This is a genomic window from Sodalis sp. RH20, from assembly GCF_047324205.1.
In the GTDB taxonomy this organism is placed as follows: Bacteria; Pseudomonadota; Gammaproteobacteria; order Enterobacterales; family Enterobacteriaceae; genus Acerihabitans.
The window spans coordinates 3,669,730-3,686,187 of the sequence record NZ_CP178733.1 but is presented as its reverse complement, the minus strand read 5'-3'; the positions used below and the strand labels follow the sequence as shown (position 1 = coordinate 3,686,187).

At 60.0% G+C, this 16,458-nt stretch carries 14 protein-coding genes; 13 read left to right on the top strand and 1 reads right to left on the bottom strand.

All coding sequences use genetic code 11. From position 1 onward, the window contains the following. The first annotated feature begins 18 nt into the window (after positions 1 to 18). From ACL2XM_RS16985 to lpxC, 12 genes are all read left to right on the top strand, one after another. A complete protein-coding gene (locus ACL2XM_RS16985) occupies positions 19 to 1,782 on the top strand; it encodes a peptidoglycan glycosyltransferase FtsI (RefSeq protein WP_410016420.1) in 1,764 nt (587 codons plus the stop codon). Then, positions 1,769 to 3,256 carry a UDP-N-acetylmuramoyl-L-alanyl-D-glutamate--2,6-diaminopimelate ligase gene (murE, locus tag ACL2XM_RS16980; protein WP_413722141.1) on the top strand — a complete coding sequence of 496 codons (1,488 nt, stop codon included), beginning with the start codon at positions 1,769 to 1,771 and terminating at the stop codon, positions 3,254 to 3,256. The genes ACL2XM_RS16985 and murE overlap by 14 nt, the downstream gene beginning before the upstream one ends. Continuing rightward, positions 3,253 to 4,626: a UDP-N-acetylmuramoyl-tripeptide--D-alanyl-D-alanine ligase gene (murF, locus tag ACL2XM_RS16975; protein WP_413722142.1), complete on the top strand. Its 1,374-nt coding sequence runs from the start codon at positions 3,253 to 3,255 to the stop codon at positions 4,624 to 4,626. Before murE ends, murF begins: the two co-directional genes overlap by 4 nt. After that, positions 4,620 to 5,702 (top strand): phospho-N-acetylmuramoyl-pentapeptide-transferase, encoded by a 1,083-nt coding sequence (gene mraY, locus ACL2XM_RS16970; protein WP_410016417.1) that lies wholly within the window; start codon positions 4,620 to 4,622, stop codon positions 5,700 to 5,702. Before murF ends, mraY begins: the two co-directional genes overlap by 7 nt. Positions 5,703 to 5,707: 5 nt before the next feature. Next, positions 5,708 to 7,024, top strand: a complete 1,317-nt coding sequence (gene murD / locus ACL2XM_RS16965) for a UDP-N-acetylmuramoyl-L-alanine--D-glutamate ligase (protein WP_413733233.1) — start codon at positions 5,708 to 5,710, stop codon at positions 7,022 to 7,024. Further along, a complete protein-coding gene (ftsW, locus tag ACL2XM_RS16960) occupies positions 7,024 to 8,226 on the top strand; it encodes a cell division protein FtsW (protein ID WP_410016416.1) in 1,203 nt (400 codons plus the stop codon). The genes murD and ftsW overlap by 1 nt, the downstream gene beginning before the upstream one ends. After that, a complete protein-coding gene (gene murG, locus ACL2XM_RS16955; protein ID WP_410016415.1) occupies positions 8,223 to 9,314 on the top strand; it encodes an undecaprenyldiphospho-muramoylpentapeptide beta-N-acetylglucosaminyltransferase in 1,092 nt (363 codons plus the stop codon). Before ftsW ends, murG begins: the two co-directional genes overlap by 4 nt. A 64-nt stretch (positions 9,315 to 9,378) precedes the next feature. Further along, entirely contained in the window at positions 9,379 to 10,854 is a 1,476-nt protein-coding gene (murC, locus tag ACL2XM_RS16950; RefSeq protein ID WP_410016414.1) for a UDP-N-acetylmuramate--L-alanine ligase, read from the top strand. A 79-nt stretch (positions 10,855 to 10,933) separates the two neighbouring features. Beyond that, complete coding sequence (ftsQ, locus tag ACL2XM_RS16945; RefSeq protein WP_413727149.1) at positions 10,934 to 11,767, top strand: cell division protein FtsQ; 834 nt, start codon at positions 10,934 to 10,936, stop codon at positions 11,765 to 11,767. 2 nt (positions 11,768 to 11,769) lie between these two features. Further along, positions 11,770 to 13,026 carry a cell division protein FtsA gene (gene ftsA, locus ACL2XM_RS16940; protein WP_162363969.1) on the top strand — a complete coding sequence of 419 codons (1,257 nt, stop codon included), beginning with the start codon at positions 11,770 to 11,772 and terminating at the stop codon, positions 13,024 to 13,026. Between the two features lie 71 nt (positions 13,027 to 13,097). Continuing rightward, complete coding sequence (gene ftsZ, locus ACL2XM_RS16935; protein WP_410016412.1) at positions 13,098 to 14,258, top strand: cell division protein FtsZ; 1,161 nt, start codon at positions 13,098 to 13,100, stop codon at positions 14,256 to 14,258. Between the two features lie 100 nt (positions 14,259 to 14,358). Beyond that, positions 14,359 to 15,276 (top strand): UDP-3-O-acyl-N-acetylglucosamine deacetylase, encoded by a 918-nt coding sequence (lpxC, locus tag ACL2XM_RS16930; protein WP_410016411.1) that lies wholly within the window; start codon positions 14,359 to 14,361, stop codon positions 15,274 to 15,276. Positions 15,277 to 15,306: 30 nt separating this feature from the next. Here lpxC and ACL2XM_RS16925 read toward each other — a convergent pair whose 3' ends face one another. Next, entirely contained in the window at positions 15,307 to 15,834 is a 528-nt protein-coding gene (locus ACL2XM_RS16925; protein WP_410016410.1) for a DUF721 domain-containing protein, read from the bottom strand. A 27-nt stretch (positions 15,835 to 15,861) separates the two neighbouring features. Here ACL2XM_RS16925 and secM point away from each other — a divergent pair, with 27 nt between their 5' ends. Further along, positions 15,862 to 16,383, top strand: a complete 522-nt coding sequence (gene secM, locus ACL2XM_RS16920; protein WP_413722143.1) for a secA translation cis-regulator SecM — start codon at positions 15,862 to 15,864, stop codon at positions 16,381 to 16,383. Positions 16,384 to 16,458: the final 75 nt, after the last annotated feature.

Below are 16,458 nucleotides of genomic sequence, written 5' to 3'. Positions count from 1 at the left end.
CGGATAACTAAACATTTAATGAAAGCCGCGCGAGCGATAAAATTGAAACGCTATGTAGATCAGGCCAGCTTTGTCAGCTGGCGTTTTGCGTTGTTGTGCGGCTGTATTTTACTTGCGTTGCTGGGTCTGGTTTTTCGCGTGGGCTACTTGCAGGTTATCAATCCGGACATGCTGGTGCGCGAGGGCGATATGCGGTCGCTGCGTGTGCAGGAAGTGCCCACCGCGCGCGGCATGATAAGCGACCGTGCCGGGCGCCCCCTGGCGGTCAGCGTGCCGGTCAACGCCATTTGGGCCGACCCGAAAGAAGTGAACGAACATGGCGGCATCACCGTCGACAGCCGCTGGAAGGCGCTGTCCGACGCGTTATCCATCCCCCTCGATCAGATGTCCTCGCGCATTAACGCCAATCCCAAGGGACGCTTTGTTTACCTGGCGCGTCAGGTCAATCCGGCCATTGGCGACTACATCCACAAGCTGAAGCTGCCCGGTATTTATTTGCGCCAGGAGTCGCGGCGTTACTATCCGGCGGGGCAAGTTACCGCCCACCTGATCGGTTTTACCAATATCGACAGCCAGGGCATCGAAGGGGTGGAAAAAAGCTTCGACCGCTGGCTGACCGGCCAGCCCGGCGAGCGCACGGTGCGCAAAGACCGCTTCGGCAGGGTTATCGAGGATATCTCCACCGTCGATAGCCAGGCGGCGCATAACCTGGTCCTCAGTATCGACGAACGGCTCCAGGCGGTGGTCTACCGGGAATTGAACAACGCGGTGGCCTTTAATAAAGCCGAATCGGGCACCGCGGTGCTGGTGGATGTCAACACCGGCGAGGTTCTGGCGATGGCCAACAGCCCTTCCTATAACCCTAATAACCTGAGCGGGACGACCAAGGACGTGATGCGCAACCGCGCCATCACCGATATTTTCGAACCGGGTTCCACGGTGAAGCCGATGGTGGTAATGACCGCCTTGCAGCGCGGCGTTATCAAGGAAAATAGCGTACTCAATACCGTGCCTTATTACATCAACGGCCATGAGATCAAAGACGTGGCCCGTTATGCCGAGCTGACCCTGACCGGGGTTTTGCAAAAATCGAGTAACGTCGGCGTTTCCAAGCTGGCGTTAGCGATGCCCTCCTCGGCGCTGGTAGATACCTACTCGCGTTTTGGCCTGGGTAAGGCGACCAATTTGGGGTTGGTCGGAGAAAGCAGTGGCTTATTTCCCCATAAACAACGGTGGTCTGACATAGAGAGGGCCACCTTCTCTTTCGGCTACGGGCTAATGGTAACGCCGTTACAGTTAGCGCGTGTCTATGCCACGGTCGGCAGCCTGGGCATTTTGCGCCCGCTGTCGATTACCAAGGTCGATCCGCCGGTGGCGGGCGAGCGTGTATTCCCCGAGACCCTGGTGCGCACCGTGGTGCATATGATGGAAAGCGTCGCGCTGCCCGGCGGCGGCGGCACCAAGGCCGCCATCAAAGGCTATCGCATCGCCATCAAGACCGGCACCGCGAAAAAGGTCGGTCCCGACGGACAATACATCAATAAATACATCGCCTATACCGCGGGCGTGGCGCCGGCCAGCCAGCCCCGCTTCGCGCTGGTGGTGGTCATCAACGATCCGCAGGCCGGCAAATACTACGGCGGCGCCGTATCCGCGCCGGTGTTTGGCGCCATTATGGGCGGCGTGTTGCGAACGATGAACGTGGAACCGGATGCACTTCAGACCGGAGATAAAAATGACATGGTAACTAATCGAAAAGAGGGATCAGGTGACCGATCGTAATTTGCGCGAATTGCTCGCTCCGTGGGTGCCCCAGGCGCCGGAGCGCGCGCTGAGGGAAATGACGCTGGACAGCCGCACGGCGGCTGCCGGGGATCTGTTTGTGGCCGTAGCCGGCCATAAAGCGGACGGGCGCAGCTATATTTCCCAGGCTATTGCGCAAGGTGTTGCCGCCGTGGTGGCGGAAGCCGACGGCGAGGCCGCGGATGGCGAGCTGCGCGAGCAGCATGGCGTCCCGGTTATCTACCTTGCCGGACTGAACGCGCGGTTATCGGCCCTGGCCGGCCGTTTTTACGGCCAGCCGTCGCAGGCGCTACGGCTGGCCGGCGTCACCGGCACCAACGGTAAAACCACCACCACCCACCTGCTGGCGCAATGGGCGCAGCTGATGGGTGACACGAGCGCCGTCATGGGCACCGTGGGCAACGGTTTATTCGGCCAGGTCGTCCCGGCGGAAAATACCACCGGCTCGGCCGTTGATGTGCAGCAGACGCTGTATCAGCTACATCAGCAGGGCGCGGAGTTCGCCGCCATGGAAGTCTCTTCCCATGGCCTGGTGCAGCACCGGGTGGCCGATGTGCATTTCGCCGCCGCCGCGTTTACCAACCTGAGCCGCGATCACCTGGATTACCATGGCGATATGGCCCATTACGAAGCGGCTAAATGGCAGCTGTTCGCCAGCCCTAATGTGGCGCAGCGCATTATCAACGCCGACGACGAGGTGGGCCGGCGCTGGCTGGCCCGGCTGCCTGAGGCGGTGGCGGTATCCGTCAGCCAGCGCCTGCCGTCGCCCTTGCCCGCCCGTTGGCTGCAGGCCACCCGGGTGCAGTATCACGCCACCGGCGTGGAAATCCAGTTTGATTCCAGCTGGGGCGGCGGGCAAATCCGCAGCCGGCTGATTGGCGAGTTTAATGTCAGCAACCTGCTGTTGGCCTTTGCCACCCTGCTGGCGCTGGGCTATCCGCTGGCTGAACTGGCCCGCAAAGCGGGGCAGTTACAGTCGGTAAACGGCCGTATGGAAGTATTTCATGCCGCCGGCAAACCTACGGTGGTGGTGGACTACGCCCATACGCCGGATGCGCTGGAAAAGGCGCTGGCGGCGGCCAGGCAGCACTGCCACGGTAAACTGTGGTGCGTGTTCGGCTGCGGCGGCGATCGTGATAAAGGTAAGCGCCCGCTGATGGGCGGCATCGCCGAACAATACGCCGATCGGGTGGTGATCACCGATGACAATCCACGCGGCGAGGCGCCGATGGCCATCATCAACGATATCCTGGCGGGGCTGCTGAATGCGGGCGGCGCCACGGTGATCCCGGGCCGGGCCGAAGCGGTAACCAGCGCCGTGATGCAGGCCGGCGAGCAGGACGTGGTGCTGGTGGCGGGCAAGGGCCATGAGGATTACCAACTGATCGGCAAGCAACGCCTGGATTACTCCGATCGTACCACCGTGGCGCGTTTATTGGGGGCGCTCGCATGATTAGCGTATCCCTCGCAACGCTGGCCCCGGTGCTGAACGCGGAATTTATCGGCGCGGACAGCGCGTTGGACAGCGTTATCAGCGCCGTATCCACCGATTCGCGCGCCGTGGCGCCGTCCGGTTTATTCGTGGCGCTCAAGGGCGAGACGTTCGATGCCCATGATTTTGCGCGGCAGGCTATTGCCGGCGGGGCTATCGCCCTGCTGGTGAGTAAGCGCTTACCGGTGGACGTGCCCCAACTGCTGGTGGCCGATACCCGCCGCGCCCTGGGATTGCTGGGCGCCTGGGTGCGCAGCCAGGTGCCCGCGCGGGTCGTGGCCCTGACCGGCTCGTCCGGCAAGACGTCGGTCAAGGAAATGACCGCCGCCATCCTGCGCCAGTGCGGACGGGTGTTATATACCGACGGCAATTTCAACAATGACATCGGCGTGCCGCTGACGCTGCTGCGCCTGACGCCCGCGGATGATTTTGCGGTTATCGAGCTTGGCGCCAACCATATCGGCGAAATCGCCTATACCACCGATCTGGTCAGGCCGGAAACGGCGCTGGTAAACAACCTGTCCGCCGCGCATCTGGCGGGTTTCGGTTCGCTGAGCGGCGTGGCGCAGGCCAAAGGCGAAATTTTCGGCAGCCTGCCGCCCCAGGGCCGGGCCATTATCAATGCCGATAGCCACGATTGGCCGCACTGGCAGGCGCTGCTGCAGCATAAGCAGGTATGGCGCTTCTCGCCGCAGGCGGGCGACGCGGTGGATTTTTACGCCAGCGACGTTTGCGCTACCCAGGGCGGAGTCGATTTTACGCTGCATTGCCCGTTGGGCGAATGCCGGGTGAAACTCCCCTTGCCGGGGCGCCATAACGTGGCGAACGCGCTGGCGGCCAGCGCGCTGGCGCTGTCGGTCGGCGCCACCCTTGAAGCCGTGGTTCTCGGCCTGGCGCAGCTGAGCGCCGTGCCGGGCCGGCTGTTTCCCATTACGTTGGGCCAGGGCCGGTTGTTGCTCGACGACAGCTATAACGCTAACGTCGGCTCGATGACCGCCGCGGCGCAGGTTTTGGCCGACATGCCGGGTTACCGGGTGATGGTGGTGGGCGATATGGCCGAGCTGGGCGACGGGGAAGAAGAATGCCATCGCCAGGTGGGCGACGCCATACGTATGGCGGGCATTGACAAAGTTTTAAGCGTCGGCAGGCTGAGCCAGGCAATAAGCGAAGCCAGCGGCCGTGGCGAACATTTCCAGGATAAAGCGTCGCTGACTTCCCGTCTGACGCAGTTACTGTCTGAACATGCGGTAATTACCCTATTAGTCAAAGGTTCACGTAGTTCCGCAATGGAGCAGGTAGTGCGCGCGTTACAGGAGAAAGCAACATGTTAGTTTGGCTGGCCGAACATTTGGTCCAATTTTATTCGGGCTTTAACGTCTTTTCGTATTTGACGTTCCGCGCCATCGTCAGCCTGCTGACCGCGTTATTTATTTCGCTGTGGATGGGACCGCATCTGATCGCCTGGCTGCAAAAATTGCAAATCGGCCAGGTGGTGCGCAGCGACGGACCGGAGTCGCATTTCAGCAAACGCGGCACTCCCACCATGGGCGGGCTGATGATTTTAACCTCCATCACCATTTCGGTGCTGATGTGGGCTTACCCGTCGAATCCGTATGTATGGTGCGTGCTGTTTGTGCTGCTGGGTTACGGCGTGGTCGGATTTATCGATGACTACCGCAAGGTGGTGCGCAAGGATACCAAGGGACTGATTGCCCGCTGGAAGTATTTCTGGCAGTCGATCATCGCCATTGCGGTGGCGTTTACCATGTACCAGGTGGGCAAAGGGACGCCGGCCACCCAACTGGTGGTGCCGTTTTTCAAGGACATCATGCCCCAGCTCGGGCTGCTGTATGTCCTGCTGGCCTACTTCGTCATCGTCGGCACCAGCAACGCGGTAAACCTGACCGACGGGCTGGACGGCCTGGCGATCATGCCGACGGTGTTTGTCGCCGCCGGGCTGGCGCTGGTGGCCTGGGCCACCGGGAATATGAATTTCGCCAACTATCTGCATATCCCCTATATCCGTTACGCGGGGGAACTGGTGATAGTCTGCACCGCCATCGTCGGCGCCGGGTTGGGTTTTTTATGGTTTAACACCTACCCGGCCCAGGTATTTATGGGCGATGTCGGCTCACTGGCGCTGGGCGGGGCGCTTGGCACCATTGCGGTACTGTTGCGCCAGGAGTTCCTGCTGGTGATCATGGGCGGCGTGTTTGTCATGGAGACCATGTCGGTGATCCTGCAGGTGGGGTCGTTTAAACTGCGCGGCCAGCGGATTTTCCGCATGGCGCCGATTCATCATCATTATGAGCTGAAAGGCTGGCCGGAACCGCGCGTGATCGTGCGCTTTTGGATAATCTCGCTGATGCTGGTCCTGATTGGACTGGCGACGCTGAAGGTGCGGTAACTATGATGACCGACTATCGGGGTAAAAATGTTGTCATTATCGGGTTGGGACTAACCGGTCTCTCCTGCGTTGATTTTTTTATCAGCCGAAACGTCACGCCCCGGGTGATGGACACCCGTTTTACACCGCCAGGGCTGGATAAGCTTGCCGATAAGGTGGAACGGCACCTGGGCGGCCTGAATGAAGACTGGCTGCTGGAGGCGGATCTGATCGTCGCCAGCCCCGGCATCGCCCTGGCGCATCCGGCCCTGGCCGCCGCCGCCGCCGCGGGCGTGGAAATCGTCGGCGATATTGAACTGTTTTGCCGCGAGGCCCGGGCGCCAATCGTGGCGATTACCGGTTCCAACGGCAAAAGCACCGTCACCATGCTGGTGGGCGAGATGGCGAAAAGCGCCGGCTGGCACGTGGGCGTGGGCGGTAATATCGGCTGGCCGGCGCTGATGCTGCTCAACGAGCCTTATCAGCTGTACGTGCTGGAACTGTCGAGCTTCCAATTGGAAACGACCTCCAGCCTGCGTGCCGCCGCCGCCACCATCCTCAATGTTACCGAGGATCATATGAACCGTTATCCGCTGGGTATGCAGCAGTACCGCGCGGCCAAATTAAAGATTTACGAACAGGCGCGGGTCTGCGTGGTGAATGCCGATGACGCCCTGACCATGCCGGTGCGCGGCAATGACCCGCGCTGCGTCAGTTTTGGCGTCGGCGCCGGGGATTACCGGCTCGATTTGCGTCCGGACGGCCAATGGCTGAGCGTCCGGGGCGAGGATGTGCTCAATACCGCCGCGATGAAGCTGACCGGACGCCATAACCATACCAACGCCCTGGCGGCGCTGGCCCTGGCCGATGCCGTATCCGTCCCGCGCGCGGCGAGCCTGAAGGCGCTGGAGACGTTTACCGGCCTGGCCCATCGTTTCCAACTGGCCTATGAACACCGCGGCGTGCGCTGGATCAATGACTCCAAGGCCACCAATGTCGGCAGTACCGAGGCGGCGCTGAATGGCCTGGCGGTCGACGGCACGCTGCATTTATTGCTGGGCGGCGACGGCAAATCGGCGGACTTTAGCCCGCTGCTGCCGCTGCTGCAGGGCGAACGGATACGACTGTACTGCTTTGGCCGCGACGGCGCGCAGCTGGCCGGCCTGCGTCCGGAAGTCTCGACGCTCACCGAGACCCTGGAACAGGCAATGAAACTGATTGCCGGCCAATGCGGGGCAGGGGACATGGTCCTGCTGTCGCCGGCGTGCGCCAGCCTCGATCAATTCCGTAGTTTTGAACATCGCGGCGATGAATTCGTGCGGCTGGCAAAGGAGTTAGGCTGATGCATATGCCGGGGCTGAGCCGTTTTGGCGGACTGAAAGATTGGATTATGGGCGTGCGCGATGTCGAGGCGCCCACCAACGTGCTCTACGATCGCACTTTGCTTTGGCTGACGCTGGGTCTTGCCTGCCTCGGTTTTATCATGGTCACCTCGGCGTCGATGCCCATCGGCCAGCGGCTGTCCGACGACCCGTTTTATTTTGCCAAGCGCGATGCCTTTTACCTGGCGCTGGCGTTCGGCCTGTCGCTGGTGACGTTGCGCATACCGATGGAAGTCTGGCAGCGCTACAGCTCGGGCATGCTGTTGATCACCATGGTGATGCTGCTGGTGGTGTTGGTGGTGGGCAGTTCGGTCAACGGCGCCTCGCGCTGGATAGCGCTGGGACCGCTGCGTATCCAGCCGGCGGAATTATCCAAACTGTCGCTGTTTTGCTATCTCGCCAGTTACCTGGTGCGCAAAGTGGAAGAAGTCCGTACCAACTTCTGGGGCTTTTGCAAACCGATGGGCGTGATGGTGGTTCTGGCGGTGCTGCTGCTGGCGCAGCCCGACCTGGGCACCGTGGTGGTGCTGTTCGTGACCACGCTGGCGATGCTGTTTTTGGCCGGCGCGAAGCTGTGGCAGTTCCTGTCGATTATCGGCTCGGGCATTTTTGCCGTGGTGCTGTTGGTTATCGCCGAACCCTACCGTATGCGCCGCGTCACCTCGTTCTGGGATCCCTGGCAGGACCCCTTCGGCAGCGGTTACCAGCTGACCCAATCGCTGATGGCGTTCGGCCGCGGCGAATTCTGGGGACAGGGGCTGGGGAACTCGGTACAGAAACTGGAATATCTGCCCGAGGCGCATACCGACTTTATCTTTGCGATTTTAGGTGAGGAACTGGGGTATTTCGGTGTGGTTTTGGCGCTGTTGATGGTATTCTTCGTCGCTTTTCGCGCCATGTCCATCGGGCGCAAGGCGCTGGAGATCGATCAGCGCTTCTCCGGATTCCTGGCCTGCGCCATCGGGATCTGGTTCAGTTTCCAGGCGTTGGTCAACGTGGGGGCGGCCGCGGGCATGCTGCCCACCAAGGGGCTGACGTTGCCGCTTATCAGTTATGGTGGGTCGAGTTTGCTGATTATGTCTACCGCCATCGTATTATTATTGCGTATCGATTATGAAACGCGCCTGACCAAGGCGCAGGCGTTTGCAAGGGGGCCCCGATGACCGGCAAAACCAGGCGTTTAATGGTGATGGCCGGCGGTACCGGCGGTCATGTATTCCCGGGGCTGGCGGTGGCGCATTATCTGATGGCGCAGGGCTGGCAGGTACGCTGGCTGGGCACCGCCGATCGCATGGAAGCCGATCTGGTGCCGAAAAACGGTATCGACATTGATTTTATCCGCATCAGCGGATTACGCGGCAAAGGATGGCGGGCACAGCTGTATGCGCCGGTGCGCATCTGGCGGGCGGTGCGGCAGGCGAAAGCCATTATGCGCGCCTACCGGCCGGATGTGGTGCTGGGCATGGGCGGTTATGTTTCCGGTCCCGGCGGCCTGGCGGCGTGGCTGTGCGGGGTGCCGGTCGTCCTGCATGAGCAAAACGGCATCGCCGGCCTGACCAACCGCTGGCTGGCGAAGATAGCGACAAAAGTATTGCAGGCGTTTCCCGGCGCGTTTGCCAACGCCGACGTGGTGGGCAACCCGGTGCGCACCGATGTGCTGGCGCTGCCGTTGCCCGCGGAACGCCTGCGGGACCGGCAGGGACCGGTGCGGGTGCTGGTGATTGGCGGCAGCCAGGGCGCGCGCGTTTTGAACCAGACCATGCCCGGCGTGGCCGCCCGGCTGGGCGAGCGCATCACGCTTTGGCACCAGGTGGGCAAAGGCGCGCTGGACGAAGTGAACCAGGCTTATGCCGCGCTGGGACAGACCGGGCATAACGTGACCGAATTCATCGACGACATGGCGGCGGCTTACGGTTGGGCGGATGTGGTGGTTTGCCGCTCCGGCGCCCTGACGGTAAGTGAAATCGCCGCCGCCGGCCTGCCCGCGATTTTTGTGCCGTTTTTGCATAAAGACCGGCAGCAGTACTGGAACGCCCGTCCGCTGGAACAGGCGGGCGCGGCGCGGATTATCGAACAGCCGCAGTTCTCGGTGGACAGCGTGAGCGAGACGCTGGCCGGATGGGATCGATTGACGCTGCTGGCGATGGCGCAGAATGCCCGCAAAGCGGCGATTCCGGACGCGACGGAGCGGGTGGCGCGGGAAGTGGCGGCGGCGGTGAAGGCGGATAACCGCTACGCGCCGGCAATGTGACATTAACCGGACGGGGCCATGGCGCCGTCTGTTGAGAAATCATAATACTTTAAGTGGTTAAAACGTGAATACACAACAACTGGCGAAACTGCGAACTTTTGTACCCGAGATGCGGCGTGTGCGGCAAATCCATTTTGTCGGCATCGGCGGCGCGGGTATGGGCGGTATCGCGGAAGTGCTGGCGAACGAAGGCTATCAAATCAGCGGCTCCGATCTGGCGCCGAATGCCGTGACGCAGCAATTGACGGAACTGGGGGCCACGATCTTTTTTAACCACCGCCCGGAAAATATCAGCGAGGCAAGCGTCGTCGTCGTCTCCAGCGCCATCGCCAGCGACAATCCGGAAATCGTGGCGGCCAAAGAGGCCCGGATCCCGGTTATCCAGCGCGCGGAAATGCTGGCGGAGCTGATGCGTTTTCGCCATGGCATCGCCATCGCCGGCACCCATGGCAAGACCACCACCACCGCCATGGTGGCCAGTATTTACGCCCAGGCCGGGCTGGACCCGACCTTTGTCAACGGCGGGCTGGTAAAGGCGGCCGGCGTGCACGCCCGGCTGGGGTGCAGCCGCTACCTGATTGCCGAAGCGGATGAAAGCGACGCCTCGTTCCTGCACCTGCAGCCGATGGTGGCGATTATCACCAATATCGAAGCCGACCATATGGATACCTACCAGGGCGATTTCGAACTGCTGAAACAGACGTTTATTACGTTTTTACATAATTTGCCGTTTTATGGCCGCGCGGTGATGTGCATGGACGATCCGGTGATTCGCGAGCTGCTGCCGAAAGTGGGCCGTCATATCACTACCTATGGCTTCAGCGATGACGCGGATGTGCGCATCACCGATTACCGCCAGCAGGGGGCCCAGGGCAGCTTTAATCTCCATCGGCAGGATAAGCCGGTGCTGGCGGTAACCCTTAACGCGCCGGGCCGCCACAACGCGCTCAACGCGGCGGCGGCGGTGGCGGTGGCTACCGAGGAAGGCATTGAGGACGACAGTATTTTGCAGGCGCTGTTCCAATTCCAGGGTACGGGGCGCCGTTTTGATTTCCTCGGCAGCTATCCCCTGGATAATGTGAACGGCAAGACGGGCGAGGTGATGCTGGTGGATGACTACGGCCACCATCCGACCGAGGTGGACGCCACCATCAAGGCGGCGCGCGCCGGCTGGCCGGATAAACGCCTGGTCATGGTGTTCCAGCCGCACCGGTATACCCGCACCCGCGATTTATATGAGGATTTCGCCAACGTGCTGTCCGGGGTGGATGTGTTGCTGATGCTGGATGTCTATCCCGCCGGCGAGTCGCCAATTCCGGGCGCCGACAGCCGCTCATTGTGCCGGACCATCCGTGGACGGGGAAAGATCGACCCCATCATGGTGCCGGACATGGAGTCGCTGCCGGAAATGCTGGCGCTGGCGTTGCAGGATAATGATCTGGTGCTGATGCAGGGCGCCGGAACCGTAGGCAAAATCGCGCGCAAAGTGGCCGATAACCATTTGCAGCCCCGACCAATCGCAGAGGGACGACATGCCTGATAACAACCATCCGCCGGGCGGCGTTTTCGTCAACCACCGCGTGCCGTTGCGGCCCGCAGATAGCGTGGCGGGCTGATATATGTCCCAGGCAGCGATAAACATCCGCAGCCGCGAGGCTGAAAGCGCCGCCACAGGGCGCAGCAACGGCGGCCAGCTGGCGGGGCTGATATTCCTGATGATGGTGCTCGCCACCATCGTCTGGGGCGGCTGGATGGTGGTCGGCTGGATGAAAGACGCGCATCGTCTGCCGCTTTCCCGGCTGGTGGTTACCGGACAACGTTATTACACCACCAACGATGATATCCGCCAGGCGATACTGGCGCTGGGCGCGCCGGGCACGTTTATGACCCAGGACGTCAATGTCATCCAGCAGCAGATAGAACGGCTGCCGTGGATCAAGCAGGCCAGCGTGCGCAAGCAGTGGCCCGATGAACTCAAAATCCACCTGGTGGAATATGTACCGGTGGCGCGCTGGAACGATTTGCATATGCTGGACGCCAGCGGCAAGGCCTTCAGCGTTCCCGCCGAGCGTATCGGCAACCAGCCCATGCCGATGCTGTACGGACCGGAAGGCAGCGAACAGGATGTGCTGACGGGTTACCGCACCATGAATGAAGTGATGACCGCCCATAAATTTCAGTTAAAAACGGTCAGTATGAGCGCACGGCACTCCTGGCAGCTGACGCTTGCGGATGATATCCGGCTGGAATTGGGCCGCGACGACCGGGCCCGGCGTTTGCAGCGCTTTATCGGGATTTATCCGGTGCTACTCCAGCAGGCCCGGACCGATAACAAACGCATCAGCTATGTGGATTTGCGCTATGACGCGGGAGTCGCGGTAGGCTGGGCGCCGGCGTTTATCGATCAGCAGCAAAATAGTATTTCGCAACAGAATCAGGTACAGGCTAAATAATAATGATCAAGTCGACGGACAGAAAACTGGTAGTTGGACTGGAGATCGGTACGGCAAAGGTCGCCGCATTGGTAGGGGAAGTTCTGCCCGATGGCATGGTCAATATTATCGGGGTGGGCAGCTGCCCTTCCCGGGGTATGGATAAAGGCGGCGTAAACGATCTCGAATCGGTGGTGAAATGCGTCCAGCGCGCCATCGATCAGGCCGAGCTGATGGCGGATTGCCAAATCTCCTCGGTTTACCTGGCATTATCCGGCAAGCATATAAGTTGCCAGAACGAAATAGGGATGGTTCCTATTTCAGAAGAAGAAGTTACGCAGGAAGATGTGGAGAATGTGGTGCATACCGCCAAATCCGTGCGGGTGCGCGACGAACACCGGATTTTGCATGTGATACCCCAGGATTATGCCATCGACTACCAGGAAGGCATCAAAAATCCGGTCGGTTTATCCGGCGTGCGCATGCAGGCTAAGGTTCATCTGATAACCTGCCATAATGATATGGCGAAGAACATTGTTAAAGCCGTCGAGCGCTGCGGCCTGAAAGTGGATCAGCTGATTTTCGCCGGCCTGGCGTCCAGCTACGCGGTACTGACCGAGGACGAGCGCGAACTTGGCGTCTGCGTGGTGGATATCGGCGGCGGCACCATGGATATCGCGGTCTATACCGCGGGCGCCCTGCGGCATACCAAGGTGATACCGTACGCCGGCAACGTGGTGACCAGCGATATCGCCTATGCCTTCGGTACGCCGCCGGCTGACGCTGAGGCCATCAAGGTGCGCCACGGCTGCGCCCTGGGCTCGGCGGTCAGCAAAGACGAAACCGTCGAAGTCCCAAGCGTTGGCGGCCGTCCGCCGCGCAGTCTGCAACGGCAGACCCTGGCGGAAGTGATTGAGCCGCGTTATACGGAATTATTGAACCTGGTGAACGACGAAATCCTGCAACTGCAGGAGCAGCTTCGCCAGCAAGGGGTTAAGCATCATCTGGCCGCCGGTATCGTGTTAACCGGCGGCGCGGCGCAAATCGACGGCCTGGCGGCCTGCGCCCAACGGGTGTTCCATACGCAGGTGCGTATTGGACAACCGCTGAATATTACCGGTCTGACGGATTATGCGCAGGCACCGTACTATTCTACCGCTGTCGGGTTATTGCATTACGGTAAAGAGTCTCATTTGAGCGGTGAGATTGAAGTGGAAAAACGTACCTCGGTAAGCAACTGGGTCAAACGCATCAGCAGCTGGCTGAGGAAAGAGTTTTAATTGTTTACTTGCGGGGTCATGCTGTGCAGGCGGCTGGCTCCGATGCGACAGGCACAAAACGGAGAGAAACTATGTTTGAACCTATGGAATTAACCAACGACGCGGTGATTAAAGTCATCGGCGTCGGCGGCGGCGGCGGCAACGCCGTTGAGCATATGGTGCGCGAACGCATCGAAGGCGTGGAATTTTTTGCGGTCAACACCGATGCCCAGGCATTGCGTAAAACCGCGGTCGGCCAGACCATCCAGATTGGCGGCGGCATCACCAAAGGTCTGGGAGCGGGCGCCAATCCCGAGGTGGGTCGCAATTCCGCCGAGGAAGATCGCGAAGCGCTGCGCGCGGCGCTGGAAGGCGCGGATATGGTGTTTATCGCGGCCGGCATGGGCGGCGGCACCGGCACCGGGGCTGCGCCCGTGGTGGCGGAAGTGGCCAAGGAATTGGGCATTTTGACCGTGGCCGTGGTGACCAAGCCGTTTAATTTCGAAGGCAAGAAGCGCATGGCGTTTGCCGAGCAGGGGATCGCCGAGCTGTCCAAGCACGTGGACTCGCTTATCACCATCCCCAACGACAAATTGCTCAAGGTGCTCGGACGCGGTATTTCGCTGCTGGACGCCTTCGGCGCCGCCAACGACGTACTGAAAGGCGCGGTGCAGGGTATCGCGGAATTGATCACCCGTCCCGGTCTGATGAACGTCGACTTCGCCGACGTGCGCACCGTCATGTCCGAAATGGGCTATGCCATGATGGGCTCGGGCGTTGCCTGCGGCGAAGATCGCGCGGAAGAAGCGGCTGAAATGGCGATATCCAGCCCGCTGCTGGAAGATATCGATTTGTCCGGCGCGCGCGGCGTACTGGTCAATATCACCGCCGGCTTCGACCTGCGTCTGGATGAGTTCGAAACCGTGGGTAACACTATCCGCGCGTTCGCCTCCGACAACGCGACCGTGGTCATCGGCACCTCCCTTGACCCGGATATGAACGACGAGCTGCGTGTGACGGTCGTGGCCACCGGTATCGGCATGGACAAGCGTCCTGAAATTACCCTGGTGACCAATAAGCAAAACAGCCAGCCGATAATGGAAAACCGCTATCAGCAGCATAATCACGGCATGTCGCCCATACAGCAAGAGCAGAAAATTGCGGCCAAGGCGGTCAACGAGCAAAACTCGCAGGCCGGCAAGGAACCCGATTACCTGGATATCCCGGCGTTTTTGCGCAAGCAGGCCGACTAAATCAGACGAAATTGGGAATCTCCGCTCTTTGTGCTAAACTGCCCCACCGACGTTAGCCTATAATGTGTCGGTGGTATGGATAACATTGCGAGATAAACTGATGATCAAACAGCGGACACTGAAACGTATTGTGCAGGCCACAGGCGTTGGTTTACATACCGGTAAAAAGGTAAAACTGACCCTGCGCCCTGCATCGGCTAACACCGGGGTCATCTATCGCCGCACGGATTTGAATCCTCCGGTGGACTTCCCGGCGGATGCTAAATCGGTGCGGGATACCATGCTTTGCACGTGTCTGGTCAATGAGCATGATGTTCGTATCTCCACCGTCGAACATCTTAACGCCGCATTGGCAGGTTTGGGCATCGACAACATCATCGTTGAAGTCAATGCGCCTGAAATTCCTATTATGGACGGCAGCGCCAGCCCCTTTGTCTATCTGCTGATGGACGCCGGAATCGAGGAGCTTAACTGCGCCAAGAAATTCCTGCGCATCAAGGACAAGGTTCGCGTTGAAGATGGCGATAAATGGGCTGAACTGACGCCGTTTAATGGTTTCAAGCTCGATTTTACCATTGATTTCAAACATCCTGCGATCGATGCAAGCTCGCAACGTTATTGCCTGAATTTTTCCGCCGAGTCTTTCGTGCGGCAAATCAGCCGCGCGCGCACCTTCGGGTTTATGCGCGACATCGAATACCTCCAGTCCCGGGGCCTGTGCCTGGGCGGTAGTTTCGATTGCGCCATCGTGGTTGATGATTATAAAGTGCTGAACGAAGATGGGCTGCGTTTTGAGGATGAGTTTGTCCGCCACAAAATGCTCGACGGTATCGGCGATCTGTATATGTGCGGCCACAATATCATTGGTTCGTTTACGGCGTTCAAGCCGGGCCATGCATTAAATAACAAATTGCTGCAGACCGTCCTGGCCCGCCAGGAAGCCTGGGAAATGGTGACCTTCGAAGACGAAGCCGAAATGCCGCTGGCATTTGCCGCGCCCTCGTTTGTGATTGCCTGACGCACGGGTATTTAGCGCTCTAACGGACTGTTATTTCCCACGACGGGTGGGGTTGGCACCTTCTCCGGCCAGCCCTGCCAGCCGTTCGAGCAGCTTTTGCAGCTTCTCGGGGCTGCGGGCCGCCAGGTGGCGAATCGCCTCGGCGCTCTGCGGGCTTAGCCTGCGTCTTTTTATGTCCTCCCCCTGATCCTTTATCTGCCGCTCGCTGCTGTTTTGCGTGATCAAATGCCCTTTTGTTGCCAGTGTCGGGTTAATCCTGATGTCGATGGATGACAATGATGGTAGAATCTGCGCTCGTAAAGCGGATAATAACCGTGATTGTTCATAGCGTAACCTCATCATCCAACTGGCATTGGCGGTTTCAAGCACCAATACCCCTTGCCTGAAATTGGCTACGCGACACCAGGGTTTCATCGGCGCGGGAAGCAGCGCGGCCACTGCCTGGTTCAGCTTTAACAGCGCCACGGCGCGTTGCTGGATTTGCTGCAGGGTCTGGCGCTCCGGCGTCGCAAGAACAGTAAACAGGGTATCAATGGATTGTGGACGACTGTCGCGCATAACAACTCCGGCGGAATGCATTAAGTAATGGGTATTTTAAATTGTTGGCGACAATTTGGCAGACGTTATTTCTGGCCGCATCTCCTGTTGGGGATGGTCGCGGCCGGCTTTGGCGTGCCTTATGCCCTCAACAGCGGGCAGGAGCAGGCGCAGCTGGCCAATACCCTGCCAAGCCTGAGCCGGCAAAACGCCTGTCACGCCGGCTTTACCCACCTGGCCCTGCTGAAGGACGCGCAGCGCCGTCCGTCGTTTACGGTGGATTATTGGCATCAGCATGCCATTCGCACGGTCATCCGCCATTTGTCCATTGCCTGGGTGGCGCAGCACGCCGGCGTTCCTGCATTGACGGCGGACAATGCCGCCCCGTTAAACCTACAGCGCCAGGTCCTGTTAAGCTCCCTTAGCGCCCTGCTGACCCACGAGCCCAAGCTGCCGGCCGTCATTCGTCATATCGCCCGGGCGGACTACCGGCCCGTTATCGATCATCGTACAGGAATTCGCCTGGCGCAGGTACAGGGAATTCGCGCCGGACCCCTCCGCCTCAGCTAACCGTATATCACGGACTTTTTATACCCCTTACGCATCTATTGGCCGCTGCCTGATAATCAGCGCCGGCCGTGACGA

What these genes read in the sequence shown, in the direction of transcription:
- lpxC (WP_410016411.1), top strand. Translation starts at nt 14,359, where the DNA reads ATGATCAAACAGCGGACACTGAAACGTATTGTGCAGGCCACAGGCGTT.
- ACL2XM_RS16925 (WP_410016410.1), bottom strand. Translation starts at nt 15,834, where the DNA reads ATGCGCGACAGTCGTCCACAATCCATTGATACCCTGTTTACTGTTCTT.
- ftsA (WP_162363969.1), top strand. Translation starts at nt 11,770, where the DNA reads ATGATCAAGTCGACGGACAGAAAACTGGTAGTTGGACTGGAGATCGGT.
- murF (WP_413722142.1), top strand. Translation starts at nt 3,253, where the DNA reads ATGATTAGCGTATCCCTCGCAACGCTGGCCCCGGTGCTGAACGCGGAA.
- ftsQ (WP_413727149.1), top strand. Translation starts at nt 10,934, where the DNA reads ATGTCCCAGGCAGCGATAAACATCCGCAGCCGCGAGGCTGAAAGCGCC.
- secM (WP_413722143.1), top strand. Translation starts at nt 15,862, where the DNA reads ATGGGTATTTTAAATTGTTGGCGACAATTTGGCAGACGTTATTTCTGG.
- ftsW (WP_410016416.1), top strand. Translation starts at nt 7,024, where the DNA reads ATGCATATGCCGGGGCTGAGCCGTTTTGGCGGACTGAAAGATTGGATT.
- murD (WP_413733233.1), top strand. Translation starts at nt 5,708, where the DNA reads ATGACCGACTATCGGGGTAAAAATGTTGTCATTATCGGGTTGGGACTA.
- mraY (WP_410016417.1), top strand. Translation starts at nt 4,620, where the DNA reads ATGTTAGTTTGGCTGGCCGAACATTTGGTCCAATTTTATTCGGGCTTT.
- ftsZ (WP_410016412.1), top strand. Translation starts at nt 13,098, where the DNA reads ATGTTTGAACCTATGGAATTAACCAACGACGCGGTGATTAAAGTCATC.
- murG (WP_410016415.1), top strand. Translation starts at nt 8,223, where the DNA reads ATGACCGGCAAAACCAGGCGTTTAATGGTGATGGCCGGCGGTACCGGC.
- ACL2XM_RS16985 (WP_410016420.1), top strand. Translation starts at nt 19, where the DNA reads ATGAAAGCCGCGCGAGCGATAAAATTGAAACGCTATGTAGATCAGGCC.